General features: G+C 64.9%; 17 protein-coding genes. 10 read left to right on the top strand and 7 right to left on the bottom strand.

All coding sequences use genetic code 11. The features are described 5' to 3' along the window. Window positions 1-18: 18 nt before the first annotated feature. The 4 genes from GBJ34_RS04885 to GBJ34_RS04870 are packed head-to-tail and all read left to right on the top strand — an operon-like array spanning window position 19 to window position 3,575. Entirely contained in the window at window positions 19-1,080 is a 1,062-nt protein-coding gene (locus tag GBJ34_RS04885) for an ABC transporter permease (RefSeq protein ID WP_151718153.1), read from the top strand. A 5-nt stretch (window positions 1,081-1,085) separates the two neighbouring features. Then, window positions 1,086-1,991: a nickel transporter permease gene (gene nikC, locus GBJ34_RS04880; protein WP_151718152.1), complete on the top strand. Its 906-nt coding sequence runs from the start codon at window positions 1,086-1,088 to the stop codon at window positions 1,989-1,991. Continuing rightward, window positions 1,988-2,824 (top strand): ABC transporter ATP-binding protein, encoded by an 837-nt coding sequence (locus GBJ34_RS04875; protein WP_151718151.1) that lies wholly within the window; start codon window positions 1,988-1,990, stop codon window positions 2,822-2,824. The genes nikC and GBJ34_RS04875 overlap by 4 nt, the downstream gene beginning before the upstream one ends. Before the next feature lies 1 nt (window position 2,825). After that, entirely contained in the window at window positions 2,826-3,575 is a 750-nt protein-coding gene (locus GBJ34_RS04870) for an ABC transporter ATP-binding protein (protein ID WP_151718150.1), read from the top strand. Window positions 3,576-3,620: 45 nt separating this feature from the next. On the opposite strand, the gene GBJ34_RS04865 is transcribed toward GBJ34_RS04870, so the two are convergent. Further along, entirely contained in the window at window positions 3,621-4,511 is an 891-nt protein-coding gene (locus GBJ34_RS04865; protein WP_151718149.1) for a carbon-nitrogen hydrolase family protein, read from the bottom strand. A 134-nt stretch (window positions 4,512-4,645) separates the two neighbouring features. Next, a complete protein-coding gene (locus GBJ34_RS04860) occupies window positions 4,646-5,563 on the bottom strand; it encodes a LysR family transcriptional regulator (protein ID WP_151718148.1) in 918 nt (305 codons plus the stop codon). Between the two features lie 102 nt (window positions 5,564-5,665). On the opposite strand from GBJ34_RS04860, the gene GBJ34_RS04855 reads away from it, so the two are divergent. The 4 genes from GBJ34_RS04855 to GBJ34_RS04840 all read left to right on the top strand — a co-directional run bounded on the left by GBJ34_RS04855 (window position 5,666) and on the right by GBJ34_RS04840 (window position 11,560). Then, window positions 5,666-6,874, top strand: a complete 1,209-nt coding sequence (locus tag GBJ34_RS04855; RefSeq protein ID WP_151718147.1) for an acyl-CoA dehydrogenase — start codon at window positions 5,666-5,668, stop codon at window positions 6,872-6,874. 110 nt (window positions 6,875-6,984) lie between these two features. Continuing rightward, window positions 6,985-9,177 (top strand): thiamine pyrophosphate-dependent enzyme, encoded by a 2,193-nt coding sequence (locus GBJ34_RS04850; protein WP_151718146.1) that lies wholly within the window; start codon window positions 6,985-6,987, stop codon window positions 9,175-9,177. Next, window positions 9,174-10,220, top strand: a complete 1,047-nt coding sequence (locus tag GBJ34_RS04845) for an ACP S-malonyltransferase (protein ID WP_226341046.1) — start codon at window positions 9,174-9,176, stop codon at window positions 10,218-10,220. The genes GBJ34_RS04850 and GBJ34_RS04845 overlap by 4 nt, the downstream gene beginning before the upstream one ends. A gap of 260 nt (window positions 10,221-10,480) precedes the next feature. After that, window positions 10,481-11,560, top strand: a complete 1,080-nt coding sequence (locus GBJ34_RS04840) for a saccharopine dehydrogenase family protein (RefSeq protein WP_151718145.1) — start codon at window positions 10,481-10,483, stop codon at window positions 11,558-11,560. Window positions 11,561-11,789: 229 nt separating this feature from the next. On the opposite strand, the gene GBJ34_RS04835 is transcribed toward GBJ34_RS04840, so the two are convergent. The 4 genes from GBJ34_RS04835 to GBJ34_RS04820 form a co-directional block, all read right to left on the bottom strand. Then, window positions 11,790-12,692, bottom strand: a complete 903-nt coding sequence (locus GBJ34_RS04835; RefSeq protein WP_151718144.1) for a peptidoglycan DD-metalloendopeptidase family protein — start codon at window positions 12,690-12,692, stop codon at window positions 11,790-11,792. 55 nt (window positions 12,693-12,747) lie between these two features. Beyond that, window positions 12,748-13,344: a recombination mediator RecR gene (gene recR / locus GBJ34_RS04830; protein ID WP_151718143.1), complete on the bottom strand. Its 597-nt coding sequence runs from the start codon at window positions 13,342-13,344 to the stop codon at window positions 12,748-12,750. A gap of 2 nt (window positions 13,345-13,346) precedes the next feature. Continuing rightward, a complete protein-coding gene (locus tag GBJ34_RS04825) occupies window positions 13,347-13,691 on the bottom strand; it encodes a YbaB/EbfC family nucleoid-associated protein (protein WP_151718142.1) in 345 nt (114 codons plus the stop codon). Between the two features lie 137 nt (window positions 13,692-13,828). Continuing rightward, window positions 13,829-15,604, bottom strand: a complete 1,776-nt coding sequence (locus GBJ34_RS04820; RefSeq protein WP_151718141.1) for a DNA polymerase III subunit gamma/tau — start codon at window positions 15,602-15,604, stop codon at window positions 13,829-13,831. A 315-nt stretch (window positions 15,605-15,919) separates the two neighbouring features. Between GBJ34_RS04820 and GBJ34_RS04815 the strand changes: the two genes are divergently transcribed. Together GBJ34_RS04815 and GBJ34_RS04810 are read left to right on the top strand one after the other, a co-directional pair. Beyond that, window positions 15,920-17,236: an aminotransferase class I/II-fold pyridoxal phosphate-dependent enzyme gene (locus tag GBJ34_RS04815; RefSeq protein WP_151718140.1), complete on the top strand. Its 1,317-nt coding sequence runs from the start codon at window positions 15,920-15,922 to the stop codon at window positions 17,234-17,236. Window positions 17,237-17,664: 428 nt separating this feature from the next. Further along, window positions 17,665-19,686 carry a BTAD domain-containing putative transcriptional regulator gene (locus GBJ34_RS04810; protein WP_151718139.1) on the top strand — a complete coding sequence of 674 codons (2,022 nt, stop codon included), beginning with the start codon at window positions 17,665-17,667 and terminating at the stop codon, window positions 19,684-19,686. On the opposite strand, the gene GBJ34_RS04805 is transcribed toward GBJ34_RS04810, so the two are convergent. Continuing rightward, window positions 19,662-20,213 (bottom strand): hypothetical protein, encoded by a 552-nt coding sequence (locus tag GBJ34_RS04805; RefSeq protein ID WP_151718138.1) that lies wholly within the window; start codon window positions 20,211-20,213, stop codon window positions 19,662-19,664. The genes GBJ34_RS04810 and GBJ34_RS04805 overlap by 25 nt on opposite strands. Between the last annotated feature and the right edge of the window lie 31 nt (window positions 20,214-20,244).

The raw sequence follows: 20,244 nt of genomic DNA, 5'->3' as shown, positions 1-20,244 counted from the left end.
GGGGGCGCGTTCCGCCCCATGGCCGCATCCTCCGCCCCCCTCCCGACCAACCCCTGGCTCGGCCGCCTGCGCGGCCTTGGCGGCACGCTGATCTCCTTGGCGGCCACCGTTCTGGGCCTTTTGTTCATCACCTTCATCATCGCCCGCGTGGTGCCGATCGATCCGGTTCTGGCGATTGTCGGCGACCGCGCGACCGATGCGCAGATCGAAGCTACGCGTGTGGCACTGGGCCTCGACAAGCCGATGTGGCACCAGTTCCTGATCTATCTCGGCAATGTATTGCAGGGCGATCTTGGCACCTCGATCCGCAGCGGCGAGCCGGTCTTGCAAGCGGTGGGACGGGTCTTTCCCGCCACGCTGGAACTGTCGACACTGGGCGTCATCATTGGCGTGCTGGCCGGTGTTCCAGCGGGGGTGCTGGCCGCCACGAAACCCGGCAGCATCGCCGATCACATCGTGCGGCTGGTTGGCCTGATGGGCTATTCGATGCCGGTCTTCTGGCTGGGACTGATCGGGCTTTTGCTGTTTTACGGCGTGCTGGGCTGGGTTGGCGGGCCGGGGCGGCTGGATGCGATCTATCAGATGCAGTTCGAATTCGACGTGACCCCGGTCACTGGCATGATTCTGATCGATACCGCCCTTGCGGGCCGCTGGGACATGTTCGCTAATGCGCTGTCGCATATCATCCTGCCGGCAAGCCTGCTGGGCTATCTGTCGATGGCCTATATCAGCCGCATGACCCGCAGCTTCATGATGAACGAACTGGGGCAGGAATATATCACCACCGCCCGCGTGAAGGGGATGCCGGAATGGCGGGTGATCTGGGTCCATGCCATGCGTAATGTCATGGTGCCGCTGATTACGGTCATCGCGCTCAGCTATGCCTATCTGCTGGAAGGGTCAGTGCTGACCGAGACGATCTTCGCCTGGCCGGGCCTTGGCAGTTACATCACCGATGCGCTGATGACCAATGACATGCCCGCCGTTCTGGGCGGGACCATCGTGGTGGGCGTGGCCTTTGTCACGCTGAACCTTGTGTCCGACCTGCTTTACAAGCTGGTCGATCCGCGGGCGAGGTAACGGCGATGACGACATTGACCCAATGGCTGCGCGACCCCAATCCCGCCTCGCGCCGGCAGGCCCGGCTGGGCCAGACCTATCTGGGCTGGCTGCGCCTCAAGCGCAATCCGCTGGCGGTGGCCGGCCTCATCATCATCGGGGTTTTGCTGGTGCTGGCGGCCTTCGCCCCCTGGCTTGCCACCCATGACCCGATCACCCAGAATCTGCAGAACCGCCTGCAACCGCCGCTGACCCCCGGTCACTGGCTGGGCACCGATGACTTTGGGCGCGATATCTGGAGCCGGATCGTCTTTGGTGCCCGGATCACCCTTTCGGTGATCGCGCTGGTTGCGGTGACGGCACCGATTCTTGGCCTGATCATCGGCACTGTCGCGGGCTATTTCGGCGGCTGGGTCGATACCGTGCTGATGCGGATCACCGATATCTTTCTGGCCTTCCCGCGCCTGATCCTTGCGTTGGCGCTGGTGGCCGTGCTGGGGCCGGGGATCGAAAACGCGGTCTTCGCCATCGCGCTGACCGCATGGCCGCCCTATGCCCGGGTGGCGCGGGCCGAAACCCTGACCGTGCGCAATTCCGACTATATCGCGGCCGTCCGGCTGCAAGGGGCGGGGCCTTTGCGCATCATCTGGGGCCATGTCATGCCGATGTGCCTGCCCTCCGTCATCATCCGTGTGACGCTGGACATGGCCGGGGTGATCCTGATCGCGGCGGGGCTTGGCTTTCTTGGTCTTGGCGCGCAACCCCCGATGTCGGAATGGGGGCTGATGATCTCGGCCGGGCGCAAGTACCTGTTTGAGCAATGGTGGGTCGCCACCATGCCGGGCCTTGCCATCTTCATCGTCAGCCTTGGCTTCAACCTGCTGGGTGACGGTCTGCGCGACGTGCTGGACCCGAGGAGTGCCGGAAAATGACCCTTCTTTCCGTCAAGAACCTGCGGGTCAGTTTCGACACCGAAACCGGGGTGGTCGAGGCCGTGCGCGGCGTGTCCTTCAGCCTTGGCCGGGAACGGCTGGGGATTGTGGGCGAAAGCGGTTCGGGCAAGACGATGACCGGGCGATCTGTCCTGCGGCTGATCCGCCCGCCGGGGCGGATCGAGGCCGACGAGATGCGCTTTGATGGCCAGGATCTGATGCGGCTGTCGGAACGTGAGATGCGCGCCCTGCGCGGCCCGCGCATCGCCATGGTGATGCAGGATCCAAAGTATTCGCTGAACCCGGTGATGAAGATCGGTGCACAGCTGATGGAAGGCTTGCGCAAGCGCGACCGGCTGGGCCGCACCGAGGCGCGCGCCAAGGCCATCGCCGCGCTGGAGGCGGTGCAGATCCGTGATCCCGAACGCGTGATGGAAGCCTATCCGCATGAGCTGTCTGGCGGGATGGGGCAGCGCGTCATGATCGCGATGATGCTGATCCCCAACCCGGATCTGCTGATCGCGGATGAGCCGACCTCGGCGCTGGATGTCACCGTGCAGGCCGAGGTGCTGAAGATCCTTGACGGGCTGGTGCGCGAACGCGGCATGGGCCTGATCTTCATCAGCCACGATCTGCGGCTGGTCGCGCGGTTCTGCGACCGGGTGCTGGTGATGTATAAGGGCCGCGTGGTCGAGGAATTGGCGGCGGGCGATCTGCTGAACGCCAAACACCCCTATACCCAGGGCCTGCTGAACTGCCTGCCGCGCATCGGTGGCGACCGTGGCCCGCTGCCGGGGCTGGACCGCAGCGCCGCTTGGGCACAGGAGGCATGAGATGAGCCTGATCGAGATCGAGAACCTGTCCGTCACCTTCACCGCCCAAGGCCGCGTGGTGCGCGCGGTGCAGAATGTCAGCCTGCAGGTTGCCGCACACGAAAGCTATGGCCTTGTCGGCGAAAGCGGTTCGGGCAAATCCACCATCCTGCGCGCGATCTGCGGGCTTGCGCCGGTATCCGGTGGCACGATCCGTATCGGTGGCGAGGTGCTGCGCCATGACCGACGTTTCGCGGCCCGGGTGCAGATGGTGTTTCAGGACCCCTATGCCAGCCTGCATCCGCGCCATACGCTGGATCGCACCCTGTCGGAGCCGCTGGCGATTCATGGCCTGGGCGATGCCGATCGCCGGGTCATGCAGGCGCTCGAGGCGGTGGGCCTGCCGACCAGTTTCCGCTTCCGCTATCCGCATCAGCTGTCGGGGGGGCAGCGTCAGCGCGTGGCGATTGCCCGCGCGCTGATGCTGGAACCCGAGATCGTGCTGCTGGACGAGCCGACCTCAGCCCTGGATGCGAGTGTGCAGGCCGAGGTGTTGAACCTGCTGGCGCGGCTGCGTGCCGAGCGTGGCCTGACCTTCCTGATGGTCAGTCATGATCTGGCGGTGATCGACCATATGTGTGACCGGGTTCTGGTCATGCAGCATGGCCGCGCGGTCGAGGAAATGGCGCGCGAGGATCTGGCAGGGGCCCGGATGAAAACCGAATACGCGCGCAGTCTGTTCGAGGCTTCTGCCGACCGGATGATGGCCTGACGCGCATTGGCCCGCATGTCGGCGCGGGCCAATTTCCGACCCTTATCAGGCGCGGTTGACGCCCGCGCCGATCCGCGCCGTCTGCTCCTCCCAATGGAGGTGATTGAGCACACCACCGGCGCGCCGCACCTCTGCCACAGCGTCAAGCGAGACGGTGGCGATGGCCCAGCCGGGCTGGTTCAGGACGGTCTCGGTAAAAATCCCATTGTCAGGAAAGCCCAGATCGGGCGGGCCATAGATCGCGGCGGACCCCACATTCTCGTCCACCGCCGGGCAGAAATCGCAATCGCCCACGGTAGGCGAATGCACCACGATGCACTGGTTTTCCAAAGCGCGCGCCATCGCGCCGACCCGGACCCGGGTGAAGCCGCGATAGGTATCGGTGCAGGAGGGTGCCAGCAGGATTTCCGCCCCGGCCTCGACCAAGGCCCGCGACAGCAACGGAAACTCGCTGTCATAGCAGATCACCACGCCGATGCGGCCAAGCGGGGTGTCGAACAGGGTCAACCCGGTGCCGGGGGCCACAAACCATGTCTCGCGCTCGAACCGGGTCATGATCTGCTTGTCCTGATGGCCAAGGATGCAGCCGGGGCCATAAAGCGTGGCGCGGTTCACCGGGCGGTCATGCCCATCCAGAAAGACCGGGCCAGAGGCGCCAAGGATATGCAGGCCGTGCTTTGCAGTCAGTTCGCAATGCAGCGCATCGACCTGCGGTTTCCAGCGCGCGACCTCATGCAGACTGGCCTCCAGATCGCTGGCCACGCTGCGACCGCCAAGGCTGCCCAATTCCATCGCGCCATATTCGGGAAAGACCAGAAGCTGCGCGCCCTGATCCACGGCCTTGTCGACCCAATCCGTCAGCTTGGCGGCATAGCCCGAGAAATCGGTGAATTCATCCAGCGGATAGGCGGCGGTGGCGATGGTGACGGAGGTCATGGGGCATTCCTTGCAAGGGGCAGGGGCAGCATCACATGGGGCGGTGGTCGGTTCCCGCCCGCCCGCGACATCCGATCAGGCGGGAGCGGCGATCCAGCCCGCGCGGATGCCAAAGGCCGACCATGGCGGAACGGCTACCAGGCCAGAACCGCCTCATCCCGCGCGCCGCGCACCTCGCGCAGCAGCCAGTCACGAAAGGCGATCAGCGGCGGATAGGCATCGCCGGCCCGCGGCCAGACAAGGTAATAGCTGCCCCGGCTGGGCACCGGCCCACCCCAGGCATCGACGAGCCGCCCGTCGGCAAGTTCGGCCTTGGCCAGAAATTCCGGCAGCAGCGCGACCCCCATGCCATAGATCGCCGATTGGATCATCGGCGCGAACTGGTCGAACAGCATTCCCAGCGGGGCCGCGTCATGCAACCCGTGATGGGCCATCCAGTCGGCCCAGGCATTGGGGCGGGTTTCCAGTTGCAACAGCGGCAAGCCGATCAGATCGCGCGGACCATTGACCGGGTGGCTGGCCAGAAATCCCGGTGCCGCGCAGGCCACCATGCGTTCGTCAAACAGCTTGGCAAAACCTGCATCGGGCCAGGTCTCGGCCCCGAAGTGGATCGCGGCATCAAAGCCTTCTTCGGCAAAATCGAACGGGCGCAGCCTTGTGCCCAGATTGATCGTGATGCCGGGATGCGCCGCAAGAAACCCCGGCAGCCGCGGCGCGAGCCAGCGCGTGCCGAAGGTCGGCAGGATCGACAGGCCCAAGGTGCCGCCACCCGGGGCCGATCGCACGCGCATCGAGGCGCGCGAGATCAGATCCATCGCCTTGGCGACGTCGCGGGCATAGGCCAGCGCGTTTTCGGTGGGGGCAAGCCTGCGGCCCTCGCGGCGAAACAACGCGACACCCAGTTGCGTCTCCAGATTCTGGATCAAGCGGCTGACCGCGCCTTGCGTCAGGCTCAGATCATGGGCCGCAGCCAGCGTGGATCCGGTGCGGATCACCGATTCAAAGGCCATCAGCAGCGAGACAGAGGGCAAAAGGCGACGGGGCGTGGCCATGATATATGCCTTATAGAAATATATTCAGGCCAATCTAGAGTTATTCTGACGCCTAGCAATCCCTTATACACATATCAGATGAGGAATGCGAAAGGCAGAGCCATGGCCCTGAAACCGAAAGACGCCCCCGACCTCGGTCGCTTTGACTGGGAAGATGCGTTCCGGCTGGATGCGCAACTGACCGAGGATGAACGCGCCCTGCGCGATGCCGCCCGCGCCTATGCGCAGGGCAAGCTGCAACCCCGCGTCATCAAGGCTTTCGCCGATGAGGAAACCGATCCGGCGATCTTCCGCGAAATGGGCGAGATGGGCCTTCTGGGCGTGACCGTGCCTGAGGAATATGGCGGGCTTGGCGCATCCTATGTGGCCTACGGTCTGGTTGCCCGCGAGGTGGAGCGCGTCGATAGCGGCTATCGCTCCATGATGTCGGTGCAGTCCAGCCTCGTGATGTATCCGATCTATGCCTATGGATCGGAAGAGCAGCGGCTGAAATATCTGCCGAAACTGGCCTCGGGCGAATATATCGGCTGCTTCGGCCTGACGGAGCCCGATGCGGGATCGGACCCGGCGGGCATGAAGACTGTCGCTCGCAAGACCGCCAATGGCTATGTGCTGAACGGGTCCAAGATGTGGATCTCCAACAGCCCGATCGCCGATGTGTTTGTGGTCTGGGCCAAGTCCGAGGCGCATGGCGGCAAGATCCGTGGTTTCGTGCTGGAGAAAGGCATGAAGGGTCTCTCGGCACCGAAGATTGCGGGCAAGCTCTCCCTCCGCGCTTCGGTGACCGGCGAGATCGTGATGAAGGATGTCGAGGTTGGCGAGGATGCGCTGCTGCCCGGCGTCGAGGGGCTGAAGGGGCCGTTCGGCTGCCTGAATCGCGCCCGCTATGGCATCAGCTGGGGTGTGCTGGGTTCGGCCGAGTTCTGCCTGCACGCCGCGCGGCAATATGGCCTGGATCGCAAGCAGTTCAACAAGCCGCTGGCGGGCACCCAGATCTATCAGCTGAAACTGGCGAATATGCTGACCGAGATCAGCCTTGGCCTGCAAGCCAGCCTGCAGGTGGGCCGCTTGATGGATCAGGCCAATGCGGCCCCCGAGATGATCTCCATCGTCAAGCGCAACAATTGCGGCAAGGCGCTCGATATCGCCCGCTGGGCGCGCGACATGCATGGCGGCAACGGCATTTCCGAAGAGTTCCAGGTGATCCGCCACATGGTGAACCTGGAAACGGTGAACACCTATGAAGGCACCCATGACGTGCACGCCCTGATCCTGGGCCGTGCCATCACCGGCTTGCAGGCCTTCTTCTAAGGCGCGGGCTACTAGAACACGGGCAGGCCCCGAATTTTCGTCGAAAATTCGTCGTCGATCATTCGGGGCCTGCTTCACACCGACAGGGCCGAACAACAACAGGAGCGGGCATGGATCGCGCCGACATCGTTCACGACAATTTCCTGCGCCGCTCTGCGTCGCGGGACTTTTCCCATGGCAGCGCCCCTTCTGGGGCGCTTGCGGCGTCTCAGGCGGTGGAGATTTATCGCGCCGCCTGCCTGTCCCGCGCGCTGGATCGGCAAAGCCGGGTGATGCAGCGGGCAGGGCAGGGGTTCTACACCATCGGCTCGTCCGGGCATGAGGGGCTGGCGGCGGTTGCCGCCGCTTTGCGCCCCACCGATATGGCCTTCCTGCATTACCGCGATGCCGCGTTCCAGATTGCGCGCAGCCAGCAGGTGCCGGGGCAAAGCATCGCCTGGGACATGCTGCTGTCCTTTGCGGCCTCGTCCGAAGATCCGATTTCGGGCGGGCGGCACAAGGTGCTGGGATCAAAGGCGCTGAACATTCCGCCGCAGACCTCTACCATCGCGTCCCACCTGCCTAAAGCCATGGGGGCGGCCTACGGGATCGGGGCGGCGCGTCGTCACCGCCCCGAACACGCCGAATTGCCCGATGACGCCATTGTCTATTGCAGCTTTGGCGATGCGTCGGCCAACCATTCCACCGCGCAGGGCACCTTCAACGCCGCGCAATGGACATCCTACCAGTCGATCCCGCTGCCATTGCTGTTCTGCTGCGAGGATAACGGCATCGGCATTTCCACCAAGACACCCAAGGGGTGGATCGGGGCCACCTTCCAGAACCGTCCCGGCCTGAAATATTTTGCCTGTGACGGGTTGGATATCTATGACACCTTCGCCACCGCGCAGGCGGCGGCGCATTATGTCCGCACCCGGCGCAAGCCTGCCTTCCTGCATATCCGCACCATCCGGCTTTACGGCCATGCCGGGGCCGATATGCCCACCACCTATCTGTCGCGCGAAGAGGTCGAGGCCGAAGAGGCACAGGACCCGCTGCTGCATATGGTGCGCCAGCTGGATGCCAGCGGCGCGATGGCGGCCGAAGATGCGCTGGCGGTCTATAATGACACCAATGCCCGTGTGGCCCGCATCGCGGCCGAGGCTGTGACCCGGCCGCGCTTGACGGATGCGGCGGGGGTCATGGCCTCGATCATTCCGCCCAAACGCGCCTGCAAGCCGACCAACGGCCCAAGCGCCGAGGCGCGCGCAGCGGCCTTTGGCAGCGATATGAAGCAGATGGCCGATCCGCAGATCATGTCGCGCCTTATCAACTGGGCGCTGACCGATCTGATGCTGGCCCATGGCGAGATCGTCATGATGGGCGAGGATGTCGGTCGCAAGGGCGGCGTATACGGTGTCACCCAGAAGTTGCAGGCGCGGTTCGGTCAGGACCGGATGATCGACACCCTGCTGGATGAGCAGTCGATCCTTGGCCTTGCCATCGGCATGGCGCAGAACGGTTTCGTGCCGATGCCCGAGATCCAGTTTCTGGCCTATCTGCACAATGCCGAGGACCAGTTGCGCGGCGAGGCGGCGACGCTGCCCTTCTTCTCCAATGGGCAATATTCCAACCCGATGGTGCTGCGCATCGCGGGGCTTGGCTACCAAAAGGGCTTTGGCGGGCATTTCCACAACGACAACTCGGTTGCGGTGCTGCGCGACATTCCGGGGTTGATCCTGGCCTGCCCGTCAAACGGCGCCGATGCGGCCCGGATGCTGCGCGAATGCGTGCGTCTGGCGCGCGAGGAACAGCGGCTGGTCGTGTTCCTGGAACCCATCGCGCTTTACCCGATGCGTGATCTGCATGGCGAGAAGGATGGCGGCTGGATGCAGATCTATCCCGACCCGTCCGAGGTGATCCCCTATGGGCAGGTCGGCACGCATGGCATGGGCGATGACCTGGCAATCGTCACCTTCGGCAATGGCACCTACCTGTCCCGCCAGGCTGAACCGGCGCTTGCCGAGGCAGGTATCAAGACCCGGATCATCGACACCCGCTGGCTCTCGCCCTTGCCGAAAGCCGCGCTGACGGCAGCGGTGCAGGGCGCGAAACGCATCCTGATCGTTGATGAAACCCGCCATACCGGCGGCATGGCCGAGGCGCTGATGGCGCATTTCCACGAGGTCTGTCCGGGCCTGCCGCTGGCGCGACTGACGGCGGAAGACAGCTTTATCGCGACCGGCCCGGCCTATGCCGCGACCATGCCGTCAAAGGACAGCATCATTGCCGCCGCCAAGGCGCTGGTGGAGGGGGCGAAATGAAAACTGCTGCCATGAAAACCGCCGTTGTGATCTGCCCCGGAAGGGGAACCTACACCAAGTCCGAACTTGGCGTCTTGAAGCGTCACTTCAAGGATGCCGGCCTGCTGGCCGCCTTTGACGCCCGCCGTCAGGCCGCCGGGCAAGAGACGCTGACCGCGCTGGACAGTGCCGCCACCTATTCGGTGGCGAAACACACGCGGGGCGACAATGCCTCGGCGCTGATATATGCCGCGACCCTCGCCGATTTCCGCGCGATTGAAGGCGTGGAGGTGGTGGCGGTCACCGGCAATTCGATGGGGTGGTATTCGACGCTCGCTTGCGGCGGCGCGCTGACCCCCGAGGGTGGCTTCGAGGTGGTCAACACCATGGGCACGCTGATGCAGGAACGCCTGATCGGAGGCCAGCTGATCTACCCCTTCGTCGATGAGGATTGGCACCCCGATCCGGCGCGCAAGGCGGGGCTGCTGGCCATCATGGCCGATATCGCGGCGCGCCTGGGTCACGTTCTGGCCCTGTCCATCGATCTGGGCGGGATGCTGGTTCTGGCCGGCAATGAAGAGGGGCTGAAAGCGTTCGAGGGGGCGGTGCCGCCGTTGCAAGGCCGCTTCCCGATGCGGCTGGCCAATCACGCGGCCTTCCATACTGCGCTGCAGGCTCCGGTGGCCGAGGCGGGCCGGGCGCGTCTTTCGCCGGCGCTGTTCGGCCAGCCCAGGCTGCCGATGATCGATGGGCGCGGCCATGTCTGGTGGCCCGGTGCCTGCGATCTGCAGGCGCTGTGGGACTATACTCTGGGGCATCAGGTGGTCGAAAGCTACGATTTCACCAAGGCCATCGCCCATGCTGCGCGCGAGTTTGCGCCGGATCTGTTCATCGTCACCGGCCCCGGCACCACCTTGGGCGGGGCGGTGGCGCAATCGCTGATCCTTGCCAATTGGCGTGGGCTGTCGGCCAAGGCCGATTTCCAGACCCGGCAGGAAGCTTCGCCGATCCTTGTTTCCATGGGGATGGAGGCGCAACGGACGCTGGTCACCGCCGCAGGCTGATCCATCGTTTCCAATGCAAAGGGCGTGGCATGGGCAATCCCCGTGCCACGCCTTTTATATTCCGGTGGGATTGGCCGATGAGATCGGCCCACAAGGCTGGCGCAGAATCGGTGCATGGCGATTTGCCTATCACTTCGTCACTCTGCCGGAACTTCGCGACATTTCTGGCGCTCTGTCCGGCGAAACTGGCAAGGCCGCCCCTTAGGCTTTTCGGGCAAAGACACATCCGGCACATGATGCCGGCAAGACGGGGAAATCCAATGTCATTCAACAAGATCGCGGTTCTGGGCCTTGGCAAAGTCGGCCATCTGGCGGCAGAGCTCCTGGCCGAAAGCGGCTTCACCGTCACCGGCATCGACGCCCGCAAGGTCGATGCCCCCTTCACGACCAAAGCCGTCGATCTGTCCGATACGGGCGCGCTGAAAGCTGCGCTGGAAGGGCAAGAAGCCGTGTTGTCCTGCCTGCCCTATCACCTCAATATCGGGGTCTCGACTGTGGCCCACGGTCTGGGCCTGCATTACTTCGACCTGACCGAAGACGTGCCCACCACCAAACATATCCGCGAGCTTGCCAAAACATCCAAAGGCCTGATGGCCCCGCAATGCGGCCTGGCCCCCGGCTTTGTCGGCATCGTGGCGGCGGATCTGGCCAACCAGTTCGACTCCGTCCGCTCCATCAAGCTGCGCGTGGGGGCCCTGCCGCAAAACCCCACCGGCCTTCTGGGTTACGCCTTCAACTGGTCGCCCGAGGGCGTGGTGAACGAGTACCTCAATGATTGCGAGGTGATCGAAGAGGGGGTCTTGAAAACCGTCTCGGCGATGGAATGGACCGAAGCGGTCTATATCGACGGGATGCAGCTTGAGGCCTTCACCACCTCCGGCGGGCTGGGCACAATGTGCGAAACCTATCTCGGCCGGATCGAGAACCTTGATTACAAGACCATGCGCTATCCCGGCCATGTCCAACTGATGAACTTCTTCTTCCACGAGTTGCTGATGCGCGAAAACCGTGCCGAGGCAGGCCGGATCCTGACCAATGCCAAGCCGCCGGTGGATGAGGACGTGGTCTATGTCCATGTCGCGGCCGAAGGCAAAACCGGTGGGCAATTGCGCCGCAAGGAATTTGTGCGCAGCTATTATCCAATCGAGATCGGCGGCAAATCCCGCACCGCCATCGCCTGGACCACCAGCGCCTCGGTCGTGGCCGTGATCGAGATGGTCCGCGCCGGTGCCCTGCCGCAACAGGGTTTCTTGAAACAGGAAGACATCCCGCTCACCCCCTATCTCGAAACGCGCACCGGCAATTACTACCAGATCGGCCACCGCGCGCGCCACGCCTGAGGGCGCGAAAAGGGGCGGCGCTGTGGCAGTTATGCTCCGCAGCCTGGTTCTTTCGGACGGAGTCCGGGGCGGCTGGGCCCCCTGCCGCCCTTCCGCGGGCGGTGGTCCGGCTCTGCGCCGCTTGCCGCCCACCTGGCCGCGGTATCGCAAGATCCATGCCCCTTGCGCTGAATACAAAACCGCCAGCCTAAAAGACTGGCGGTTTCCCATTTGCTGCTTGGCCAAATACTCAAATTTCGCGATCAGGGCCGAAAGCGCCCGCTGGCAGGCGCAGGATCAGGTTGGGATCGGGGCAGATCTGCTGCCAGATATCCCACAGGCTTTCATGGCCGACGCCAAAGAAATTGCCGTCGCGCTGCTCCAGCAGATCCGCCATGACCTGAAAATGCAGATGCGGTGCCCAGCCGCCATTCTCGGGCCAATCGCCGAGATGGGCAATGACCTGACCCGCGGCCACCGCCTGCCCGACCTTGCACAGACCCGTCAATGTGGCCCCCAGATGGCCGTAAAGCGTGAAGAAATCCGCCCCAGGGCCGTCATGGCGCAGAATCAGCGTATGGCCGTAATCCAGAGGATCGGCATTATAGACCACTGAATGCACGAGGCCGGGCAGGGGCGCGTGCACTTCCGTCCCGGCGGGCGCGAAGACATCGATGCCCATATGGATCATCCGCCGTTCCGAACTTGCCTGATCGGCGAATTGCGCGGCGCGATAGACGCTGCGCTTTTCGCCGTAAGGGCCAAGCCCGTAATCCACACCCTGATCGGCGAACCACAGATCAAAGCCCAAATCGGAATAGGCGGGCATGTCTTCCGTCACATCGCACAAAAGCGGCATATGCAGGCTGTCGCCGATCTCCGGCAGAAACACCGGCGCGACCTCGGATTTTCGCAGAAAATCCGCCAGCGCGGGGGCTGCAGGCAGGCCTGCCCCGGCGCGGATCACCGCGCGCAAAAGACCCTGATCGACCGATGCCAGGCGGGCAGCCTCCGGGGCTGCGCCAAGCGCCGCGTAAAGCGCGGGCAGCAGATCCTCGGCCGCGCGCGGCGAAAGCCCGGTGCCCGCGCGGCGCAGGGCGGCGTAAAGATCGTCCTGCCCCTCAAGGCTGGCTGCGATGCGTTGGATATCCATCCCTCTCACTCCTCCTGCGTCACCGCTTTATGGCCCGATGGCCTGCGAAGGGCGCTCAGAACCTGCGCCTTGCGCGCAGCGCCGCCCCGATCGTGCCATCGTCCAGATAATCCAGCTCGCCCCCGATCGGCACGCCCTGTGCCAATGACGACACCTGCACCCCGGTTCCCGTCAGGGCATCGGCGATGTAATGCGCGGTTGTCTGGCCATCGACCGTGGCATTGAGCGCAAGGATCACCTCCCGCGTGGCCTCATCGCGCACGCGCTGAACCAGAAGCGGGATACGCAGCGCATCGGGGCCGATATTGTCCAGCGCCGACAGCGTGCCGCCCAAGACATGATAGCGGCCGCGAAACACCCCCGTCCGCTCCATTGCCCAGAGATCCGCCACATCCGCCACCACGCAGATCTCTCCGGTCTGGCGGCGCGGATCGGCGCAGATCGGGCAGGTCTCTTCGGTGCCGATATTGCCGCAGGTGACGCAATCGCGCGCCGATAGCGCGACATGCGCCATCGCTTGCGCCAGTGGTGCCATCAGCGGCCCGCGCTTGCGCAGCAGCAGCAGGACCGCGCGCCGGGCCGAGCGTGGGCCAAGGCCCGGCAGACGTGCCATCAGCCCGATCAGATCCTCGATATCGGAGGGGGCCGCCATGCTCAGAACGGCAGCTTGAAGTCGGGCGGCAGGCCAAGACCTTCGGTCATGCGCTGCATTTCCTGCTGCCCCTTGATGGCGGCGCGCGCCTGCGCATCCTTGATGGCGGCAACGATCAGATCCTCGACCACTTCCTTCTCAGAGGGCACAAGGATTGCCGGATCAATCTCTAGGCCCGTCAATTCGCCCTTGGCGGTGCAGCGCGCCTTGACCAGACCAGCCCCGGCCTCGCCGATCACGATGGTCTGGGCCAAAGCCTCCTGCAACTCGGTCATCTTGCCTTGAAAGTCCTGCGCGGCCTTCATCATCTTGGCCATATCGCCAAGACCCCCCAACCCTTTCAGCATTCGTCACCCTTCCGCATTCGATGTGATAGTCGCGTTGATCCAGAGATAGGCGCAGGCAAGGGCCCGGGCAGGGGATGCGCGACAAATTTTCGTCGAAAATTTGTGGGCCGCTCTTCCACCCGGCGATCCCGCCCCGATCAATCTTCCTCGAACGGATCCCATTCATCCTCGACTTCGGGCAATGCCTGCACGGCGGCTTCTTGCGCCATCGCCTCAAGGGTGCGGATCTCGGCGATACGGGTGCCGGGAAAGGCTGCCATCACGGCCTGCACCAACGGGTTCTGCATTGCCTCGGCCTCGGCTGCGATCCGGTCGGCGTCGCGCATCTCGGCCACGGTCGGCGCGCCGCCCGAGGCCACGACCGAAACCCCCCAGCGTTGTCCGGTCCAGCCTTGCAGCCGCTGCGCCAATGTGGCGGCCAGATCGCGCGGGGCGTCCGGCGTGGGCTCGAACTCGATCCGGCCGGGGCTGTATTTCGCCAGCCGCACATGGGCCTCGACCGAAAACAGCAGCGTCATGTCACGCTTTTCGCGGATCAGATCCAGCACATGATCGAAGGTCGCATAGATTTTCAGCCGGTCCTCGGCCACGGCAAGCGCCGCGCCACCGCTCATCGTCGGCCCCATCGCCGGGCCGCGGGCGGGTGCCATCATCCGGGCGGGCGCATGGACCATGCCTCCTCCGCCACCGCCGCCCGCCGGGGCACCGCCCCCGCTACCGGGATGGGGTCCAGGATGGGCGGGCGGGGCACCCGATTGCAGCCGGCGCAGCAGCGCCTCGGGGTCGGGCAGATCGGCCACATGGGTCAGCCGGATCACCGCCATTTCGGCGGCCATCATCGCATTGGGGGCCAGCCCCACCTCTTCGATGGCTTTCAGCAGCATCTGCCACATCCGGGTCAGCACCCGCATCGGCAGCCGTTCGGCCATATCCAGGCCGCGCGCGCGCTCATCGGGGGGCACGGTCGGGTCTTCGGCGGCCTCGGGCGTGATCTTGATCACGCTGATCCAATGGGTGATCTCGGCCAGATCGCGCAGCACCGCCATCGGATCGGCGCCATCGGAATATTGGCCCGCCAGTTCCGCAAGGGCAGATGGGGCATCGCCACGCAAGATCATGTCGAACAGATCCAGCGTGCGGCCACGGTCGGCCAGACCCAGCATGGCGCGGACCTGATCGGCGGTGGTTTCGCCCGCTCCATGGGCAATCGCCTGATCCAGCAGGCTCATGGCGTCGCGGACCGAACCTTCTGCGGCGCGGGTGATCAGCGCCATCGCGTCTTGCGACAGGGTCGCACCTTCCAGCCCGGCCACCTTGGCCAGATGCGCCATCATCACCTCGGGCTCGATCCGCTTCAGGTCGAATCGCTGGCAGCGCGACAGCACCGTCACCGGCACCTTGCGGATCTCGGTGGTGGCGAAGATGAATTTCACATGGGCGGGCGGCTCTTCCAGCGTCTTGAGCAGCGCGTTGAACGCACTGGTCGACAGCATGTGAACCTCGTCGATGATGTAGATCTTGTAGCGGGCCGACGCCGCCCGGTAATGCACGGAATCGATGATTTCGCGGATATCACCGACCCCGGTGCGCGAGGCCGCGTCCATTTCCATCACATCGACATGGCGGCCCTCAGCAATCGCCTTGCACTGGTCGCAGACCAGGCAGGGTTCGGTCGTTGGCCCCCCCTTGCCATCCGGCCCGATGCAGTTCAGCCCCTTGGCGATGATGCGCGCGGTCGTGGTCTTGCCCACCCCCCGCACGCCGGTCATGACGAAAGCGTGCGCGATGCGATCCGCCGCGAAGGCGTTTTTCAGCGTGCGCACCATGGCCTCCTGGCCGATCAGATCGGCGAAGGTGGCGGGGCGGTATTTGCGGGCGAGGACCTGATAGCCCTGCGCTTCGGTCTCGGACATGAGGCTTCCCGGATTCTGCTTTTGCCAAACTAAGCGCGGATCGGGGCGGCGTCCACCCGGCAGGCCGGGATTGTGTCGGGTGGCGCGGCGTGGGCAGCGTCTGGCGCGCTGACGCGGCGCTGACGCAAGATCGGGCATGGTCGGCCAAGAGAGCAGTCTGGACCCTGGCACCGCCGCAGCCGTGACGAGCTAGGGAAGGGCTGCCAAGCCTTGTTTCCGTCGCCCGCCGCGTCGTGCCAGCCGTCCTCGACCATCCTGTGTCCGTAATCCGCCCGCAACCTTCCCCACCCCGCTTTCCGCCCCAGGAGATCCGCGATGTTCAAACCTGCCAGCATGGAGACGCTGCTGTCGCAATCCGTGGGCGACCTGCTGGATGCGGGCAATCCCGATCTGCTGGATCGCTGGAGCCCGGTTTCCGATTGGATGGAGACGCGGTTGAGCCGGGGCCTTGATGCCAGTTGCAAATCCACCGCCGCCCGCGTTGGTCCGCGCGTGGTCGGGCGGGACCGCGCCGGGCGCGGCATAGCGGGTATCAATCTGGCGATGCAGGACGCGCTGTCGCTGGCCTCGCATCCGGCGATTCTGACGGCGGTGTCGGCGGCCGGGCGGCGATTTGGCGTTCATGCGGCGGGATCGGCCGCGCAAATGGGCCTCAGCACGCTGACCACCACGCTGGAAGAGCGTCTGGCGATGTTTCTGGGCTGTGACGAGGCCGTCGTCTTCCCCTGTGGCTGGACTGCCGGTTATGGCACGTTGCGCACCCTGTTGCGCGCGGGCGATCATGCGCTGGTGATCGGGCACCCGCGCGAATGCCTGCGCGAAGGCGCGGCCTCGTCGGGGGCGCGGGTGCAGATGCTGGATCATGGCGATGCCGAAGGGCTGGAACAGCGGCTGGAATGGTTGCGCGACACCGATCCACATGCCGGTATCCTGGTGGTGGTGCCCGCGCTGTCGCTTCACGAACAGTCCTTGCCCGATCTGCCGCGCCTGCAACGGCTGTGCCGCCGTTACGCCGCGACGCTGCTGGTCGATGTCTCGCATGATCTGGGGATGACCGGCGAGACCGGGCGGGGGGTCCTGGAAATGCAGCGCATGATTGGTCGGGTTGATATCGTGCTGGGCAGTTTCTCGCGCGCATTCGCCAGCAATGGTGGGTTTGTGGCGTCGCGCCATGCCGCCTTGAAGGTGGCGTTGCGGCTGCATTGCGCGGCCCAGTTCGACAGCAATGCGATGTCGCCGTTGCAGGCCGCGGCCGCGCTGGCCGCGCTGGATGTGATCGCAAGCGATGAAGGGGCAGAGCGGCGCGACCGCCTTGCCGCAAATGCGCGGCGGCTGCGTGACGGGTTGGAGGCTGCGGGCCTTGCCACGCTTGGCCAGCCCGGCCCGGTGGTGACCGTGGCCCTGCCGCGTGTCGATGTGGCGCGCCAGCTGACGGCGGAACTGCTGGCGCAGGGCGCGCTGGTCAATCTGGACGAGCGCCCGGGCTTTGAGGGCGCAGTCTGGCCGCTCAAGCCCATGGCCGATCACGAAGCCACGGATATCGACACTTTCCTGCAGACCCTGCGGGCCGCACGTCTTGGCTTGATCGAGGCCGAAGAGCGGCATTGGCTGGATCGCTACGCCTCGGCCTGAGGCATTTCATAGGAGGGGCGCGACGCACCAGTCCCGCGTCGCAGCCACTCCTGACCGGGTGTCATGCGCTTTCGGGCGGGTGGCACCACTGGTCGGCGTCCATCGCGGGTCCCCTCGTGCGATGGGCGCCCTCCATCCAAGGCGGGCATCCGATCACGGATCCCCGCAGCATGGGGCAAGGCCACGCCATGCAGATGGATCTGTCGCCGATTCTGCGACTTGCGGGGCAGATAGGCCCGTGAACGAAGTTCAACCCTCCATCCAGATGGCACCGGGGGCTTTGCCCTTGCCCTAAACGCTTTGGATGCGCCCTCCGCGCGCGCAGCGTGGCACCGCCTCGCGCGGAGGTAGACGCAGCCCCTCGGCTGGTCTATCCCGGGATTCGGGGTATTCCATTCGATCATCTGACTCGGGGGCAGAGACATCGCATGGCCAATGGTTACGGCTACCGTGTTCTCGACCGTTTCTGCCTGTTGCATAACGGGCAGGAGGTCGCGATTCGTGGACAGAAACAGAAGGCGATTCTGGCTTGGTTCTGCCTGTCCGGTGAAACCGGCACCCAGCGGGACCGGCTGGCCGATCTGTTGTGGTCGCATGTCGGTATCGACAAGGCGCGCGGGTCGCTGCGCAACACCTTGCATGTGCTGGCCCGCGAATCGGCCCCCCATGACCTGCTGGAAGCCGGGCGGTTTGATCTGCGCGCCCGCTTTGCCGATGCGGGCTGCGAATTGACCCGAGATCTTGCTGCCTGGGATGCAGGCGATGCCACGGCCCTTGCGACGCGATCCCTGACAGATGCAGAAATGCGCTTTGCTGCCGATCTTTGGGGGCTTGATCCGCATTTTGATGCTTTCCTGACCGATCGCCGCGCCACATGGCTGGCACAGCGCGCGCAAGCCTTGCGGGATCGTCTGGCCGTGCGGGATCGGCTGGGGGTCGGGCTGCCCTCGGCGGAACAGCGCGTTCTGGCTGAGCGCCTGCGTGAGATGCTGCCACAGGATGAGGAGGCCACCCGCGCCCTCATGCGCATCGATATGGCGGCGGGAAATACCGCAGCGGCCCTGGATCATTACAAGCGTCTCTGGGATGTGCTGGATGAGGAGTTCGATGTCGAACCCTCGCCTGCGACGCAGGAATTGGCGGTGGCGCTGAAGACCGGCCACCCGGCCGCTGCGGCGGGCGCGGAGGCCGAGCGCATCACCATCTTCCTGCAGCCTTTTGCCTTTGCCACCCTGCCCGATGACGAACAGATTCTGGTGTCATCGGTGCAGGCGGAACTTTCGGCCGCGCTGTTCGCGGTTGAGGATTGGGTGACCATCGAGACCAGCCCGGGCATGGCGTTGCCCGATGCGGCGGGCCATTACGAGTTGCGCGGCACCGTCTCGCCGGGGCTGGAGGGGATGCGCCTGATCCTGTCGCTGAAGGATCTTGGGTCCGGCACCATCATCTGGACCTGGCCCTTGCATCTGCATCGCGATGACTGGTTGCGCAATTCCGGTTTTGCGGTGCAGCGCATGGCAATCCGGCTGACTGGCAAGCTGGAGGCGCATTACATCTCGCGCATCGAGGGGTTCTCGGACAGCGAGCTTGCCGATTACCGCAAGCTGATGCGGGCCAGATGGCTGATGCGTGACTGGTCTGCCGAGGCAGATCGCCGGGCTGAGGCCATGCTGCGCGCGGTGCGGTCGGGCGGCGAATTAGGCATTCGTGCCCGCGTCGGCCTGTCGGAATTGCTGAACAGCCGCGAATTGATCTTTCCCGGCCTTGGCCCGATGCATTCCGGCGTGGCCGAGGCGCTGGAAATCGGCCGCGCCTGCACCGAAGAGGCACCCGAACGGGGCGATGCCTGGCTCGCCTTTGGCTGGAGCTCAATCCTGTGTGATGATGTGCAGATGGCGGCGCGGGCGGCCTCCATGGTGGCGGATCTGTCGCAAAGCAACCCGCGCCGCCTGTCGGCTGCGGCGGAAATGCTGGCGCTTGCCGGGCATCTGCCACGCGCGGTGCGGCTGGCCGAGGCGGCATCCCGGCTGGATGCCGGTGTCTGCCGGGTCTCGATGGGGTATCGGGCACCGATTGCCCTGCTGCGCGGCGACCACCTGCAAGCGATGGACCTGGCGGAACGCGCCGGGGGGGCGATACCCTTCACCTATGCCTATGGGGCAGCGGCCGGCCAGATGGCAGGCGACCGCGTGCGGGGGCTGCGGCTTTGGCAGTTGTTCTGCGATGATCTGGCGCGGCGCTGGCAGGGCGATACCTCCCCCGATCCGCTTGCCTGGTTTCTGGCCGCCACATCCATGCGGCGCGGCCATGGACATGAGCGCGTGGCGGCGGCGCTGACCGATCTGACCGCGACCCACCTGACCGCACCCGACCCGCGCGACGGGGCGTTTCCCGCCGCGCTTGGTCTTCCGGCTGAACCGCCTGTTCAGCGGCAGGAACGTGTGGTGTAATCGCCGACATTGGCCCAGACAAATTCCATCGAGGTCAGATCACCCTCGAAATAGGGCGCGATGAAGGGCATGTTTTCAAAGCGGGTTTCCTCACTATCGTGCTGGATCGCGCGATCCTCCTTGTCAGCGATATTCTGCGGCTCGGGCAGGCGGAGATAGATCTGATCGGCGGTGTTGTGAAAGACCTGCATCGCCGCGCCTTGCCGCAGGTTCAGCAACCGCAGCACGCCCGCAACCTCCCATGTGCCGAGCGGGTCAGCGGAGGTATCGCCGGGATTGGCGGTGAAGCTGACCGGAAAGGCCATACCCGAAACGGGGCCGGGGGGCAGATCGGGTGCGCGCATCAGGCGGCCCGCGCCGGTTTCCAGCGCTGCGGCGGTGCTGCGCGCGTAATCCCCCAAGAGCCCCATGAAATCCGCGACCGTTGCCGGATAGGATGTCGGGGGCACGCGCGACAGCGCGATCATGAACGCGCCGGTGATGGTAAAGGAAAGCGTCTCGTATTTGACATCAGGTGGCGTGGTCATGCGGCGTCCCTTCTTTTGGTGGCGAGGTGAA

The sequence above is a fragment of the Gemmobacter serpentinus genome, from assembly GCF_008973825.1.
GTDB classification, from domain to species: Bacteria; Pseudomonadota; Alphaproteobacteria; order Rhodobacterales; family Rhodobacteraceae; genus Gemmobacter; species Gemmobacter serpentinus.
Note: the sequence above shows the minus strand (reverse complement) of the source record. Positions and strands in the feature narration are given on the sequence as shown.

What these genes read in the sequence shown, in the direction of transcription:
- GBJ34_RS04885 (WP_151718153.1), top strand. Translation starts at nt 19, where the DNA reads ATGGCCGCATCCTCCGCCCCCCTCCCGACCAACCCCTGGCTCGGCCGC.
- nikC (WP_151718152.1), top strand. Translation starts at nt 1,086, where the DNA reads ATGACGACATTGACCCAATGGCTGCGCGACCCCAATCCCGCCTCGCGC.
- GBJ34_RS04875 (WP_151718151.1), top strand. Translation starts at nt 1,988, where the DNA reads ATGACCCTTCTTTCCGTCAAGAACCTGCGGGTCAGTTTCGACACCGAA.
- GBJ34_RS04870 (WP_151718150.1), top strand. Translation starts at nt 2,826, where the DNA reads ATGAGCCTGATCGAGATCGAGAACCTGTCCGTCACCTTCACCGCCCAA.
- GBJ34_RS04865 (WP_151718149.1), bottom strand. Translation starts at nt 4,511, where the DNA reads ATGACCTCCGTCACCATCGCCACCGCCGCCTATCCGCTGGATGAATTC.
- GBJ34_RS04860 (WP_151718148.1), bottom strand. Translation starts at nt 5,563, where the DNA reads ATGGCCACGCCCCGTCGCCTTTTGCCCTCTGTCTCGCTGCTGATGGCC.
- GBJ34_RS04855 (WP_151718147.1), top strand. Translation starts at nt 5,666, where the DNA reads ATGGCCCTGAAACCGAAAGACGCCCCCGACCTCGGTCGCTTTGACTGG.
- GBJ34_RS04850 (WP_151718146.1), top strand. Translation starts at nt 6,985, where the DNA reads ATGGATCGCGCCGACATCGTTCACGACAATTTCCTGCGCCGCTCTGCG.
- GBJ34_RS04845 (WP_226341046.1), top strand. Translation starts at nt 9,174, where the DNA reads ATGAAAACTGCTGCCATGAAAACCGCCGTTGTGATCTGCCCCGGAAGG.
- GBJ34_RS04840 (WP_151718145.1), top strand. Translation starts at nt 10,481, where the DNA reads ATGTCATTCAACAAGATCGCGGTTCTGGGCCTTGGCAAAGTCGGCCAT.
- GBJ34_RS04835 (WP_151718144.1), bottom strand. Translation starts at nt 12,692, where the DNA reads ATGGATATCCAACGCATCGCAGCCAGCCTTGAGGGGCAGGACGATCTT.
- recR (WP_151718143.1), bottom strand. Translation starts at nt 13,344, where the DNA reads ATGGCGGCCCCCTCCGATATCGAGGATCTGATCGGGCTGATGGCACGT.
- GBJ34_RS04825 (WP_151718142.1), bottom strand. Translation starts at nt 13,691, where the DNA reads ATGCTGAAAGGGTTGGGGGGTCTTGGCGATATGGCCAAGATGATGAAG.
- GBJ34_RS04820 (WP_151718141.1), bottom strand. Translation starts at nt 15,604, where the DNA reads ATGTCCGAGACCGAAGCGCAGGGCTATCAGGTCCTCGCCCGCAAATAC.
- GBJ34_RS04815 (WP_151718140.1), top strand. Translation starts at nt 15,920, where the DNA reads ATGTTCAAACCTGCCAGCATGGAGACGCTGCTGTCGCAATCCGTGGGC.
- GBJ34_RS04810 (WP_151718139.1), top strand. Translation starts at nt 17,665, where the DNA reads ATGGCCAATGGTTACGGCTACCGTGTTCTCGACCGTTTCTGCCTGTTG.
- GBJ34_RS04805 (WP_151718138.1), bottom strand. Translation starts at nt 20,213, where the DNA reads ATGACCACGCCACCTGATGTCAAATACGAGACGCTTTCCTTTACCATC.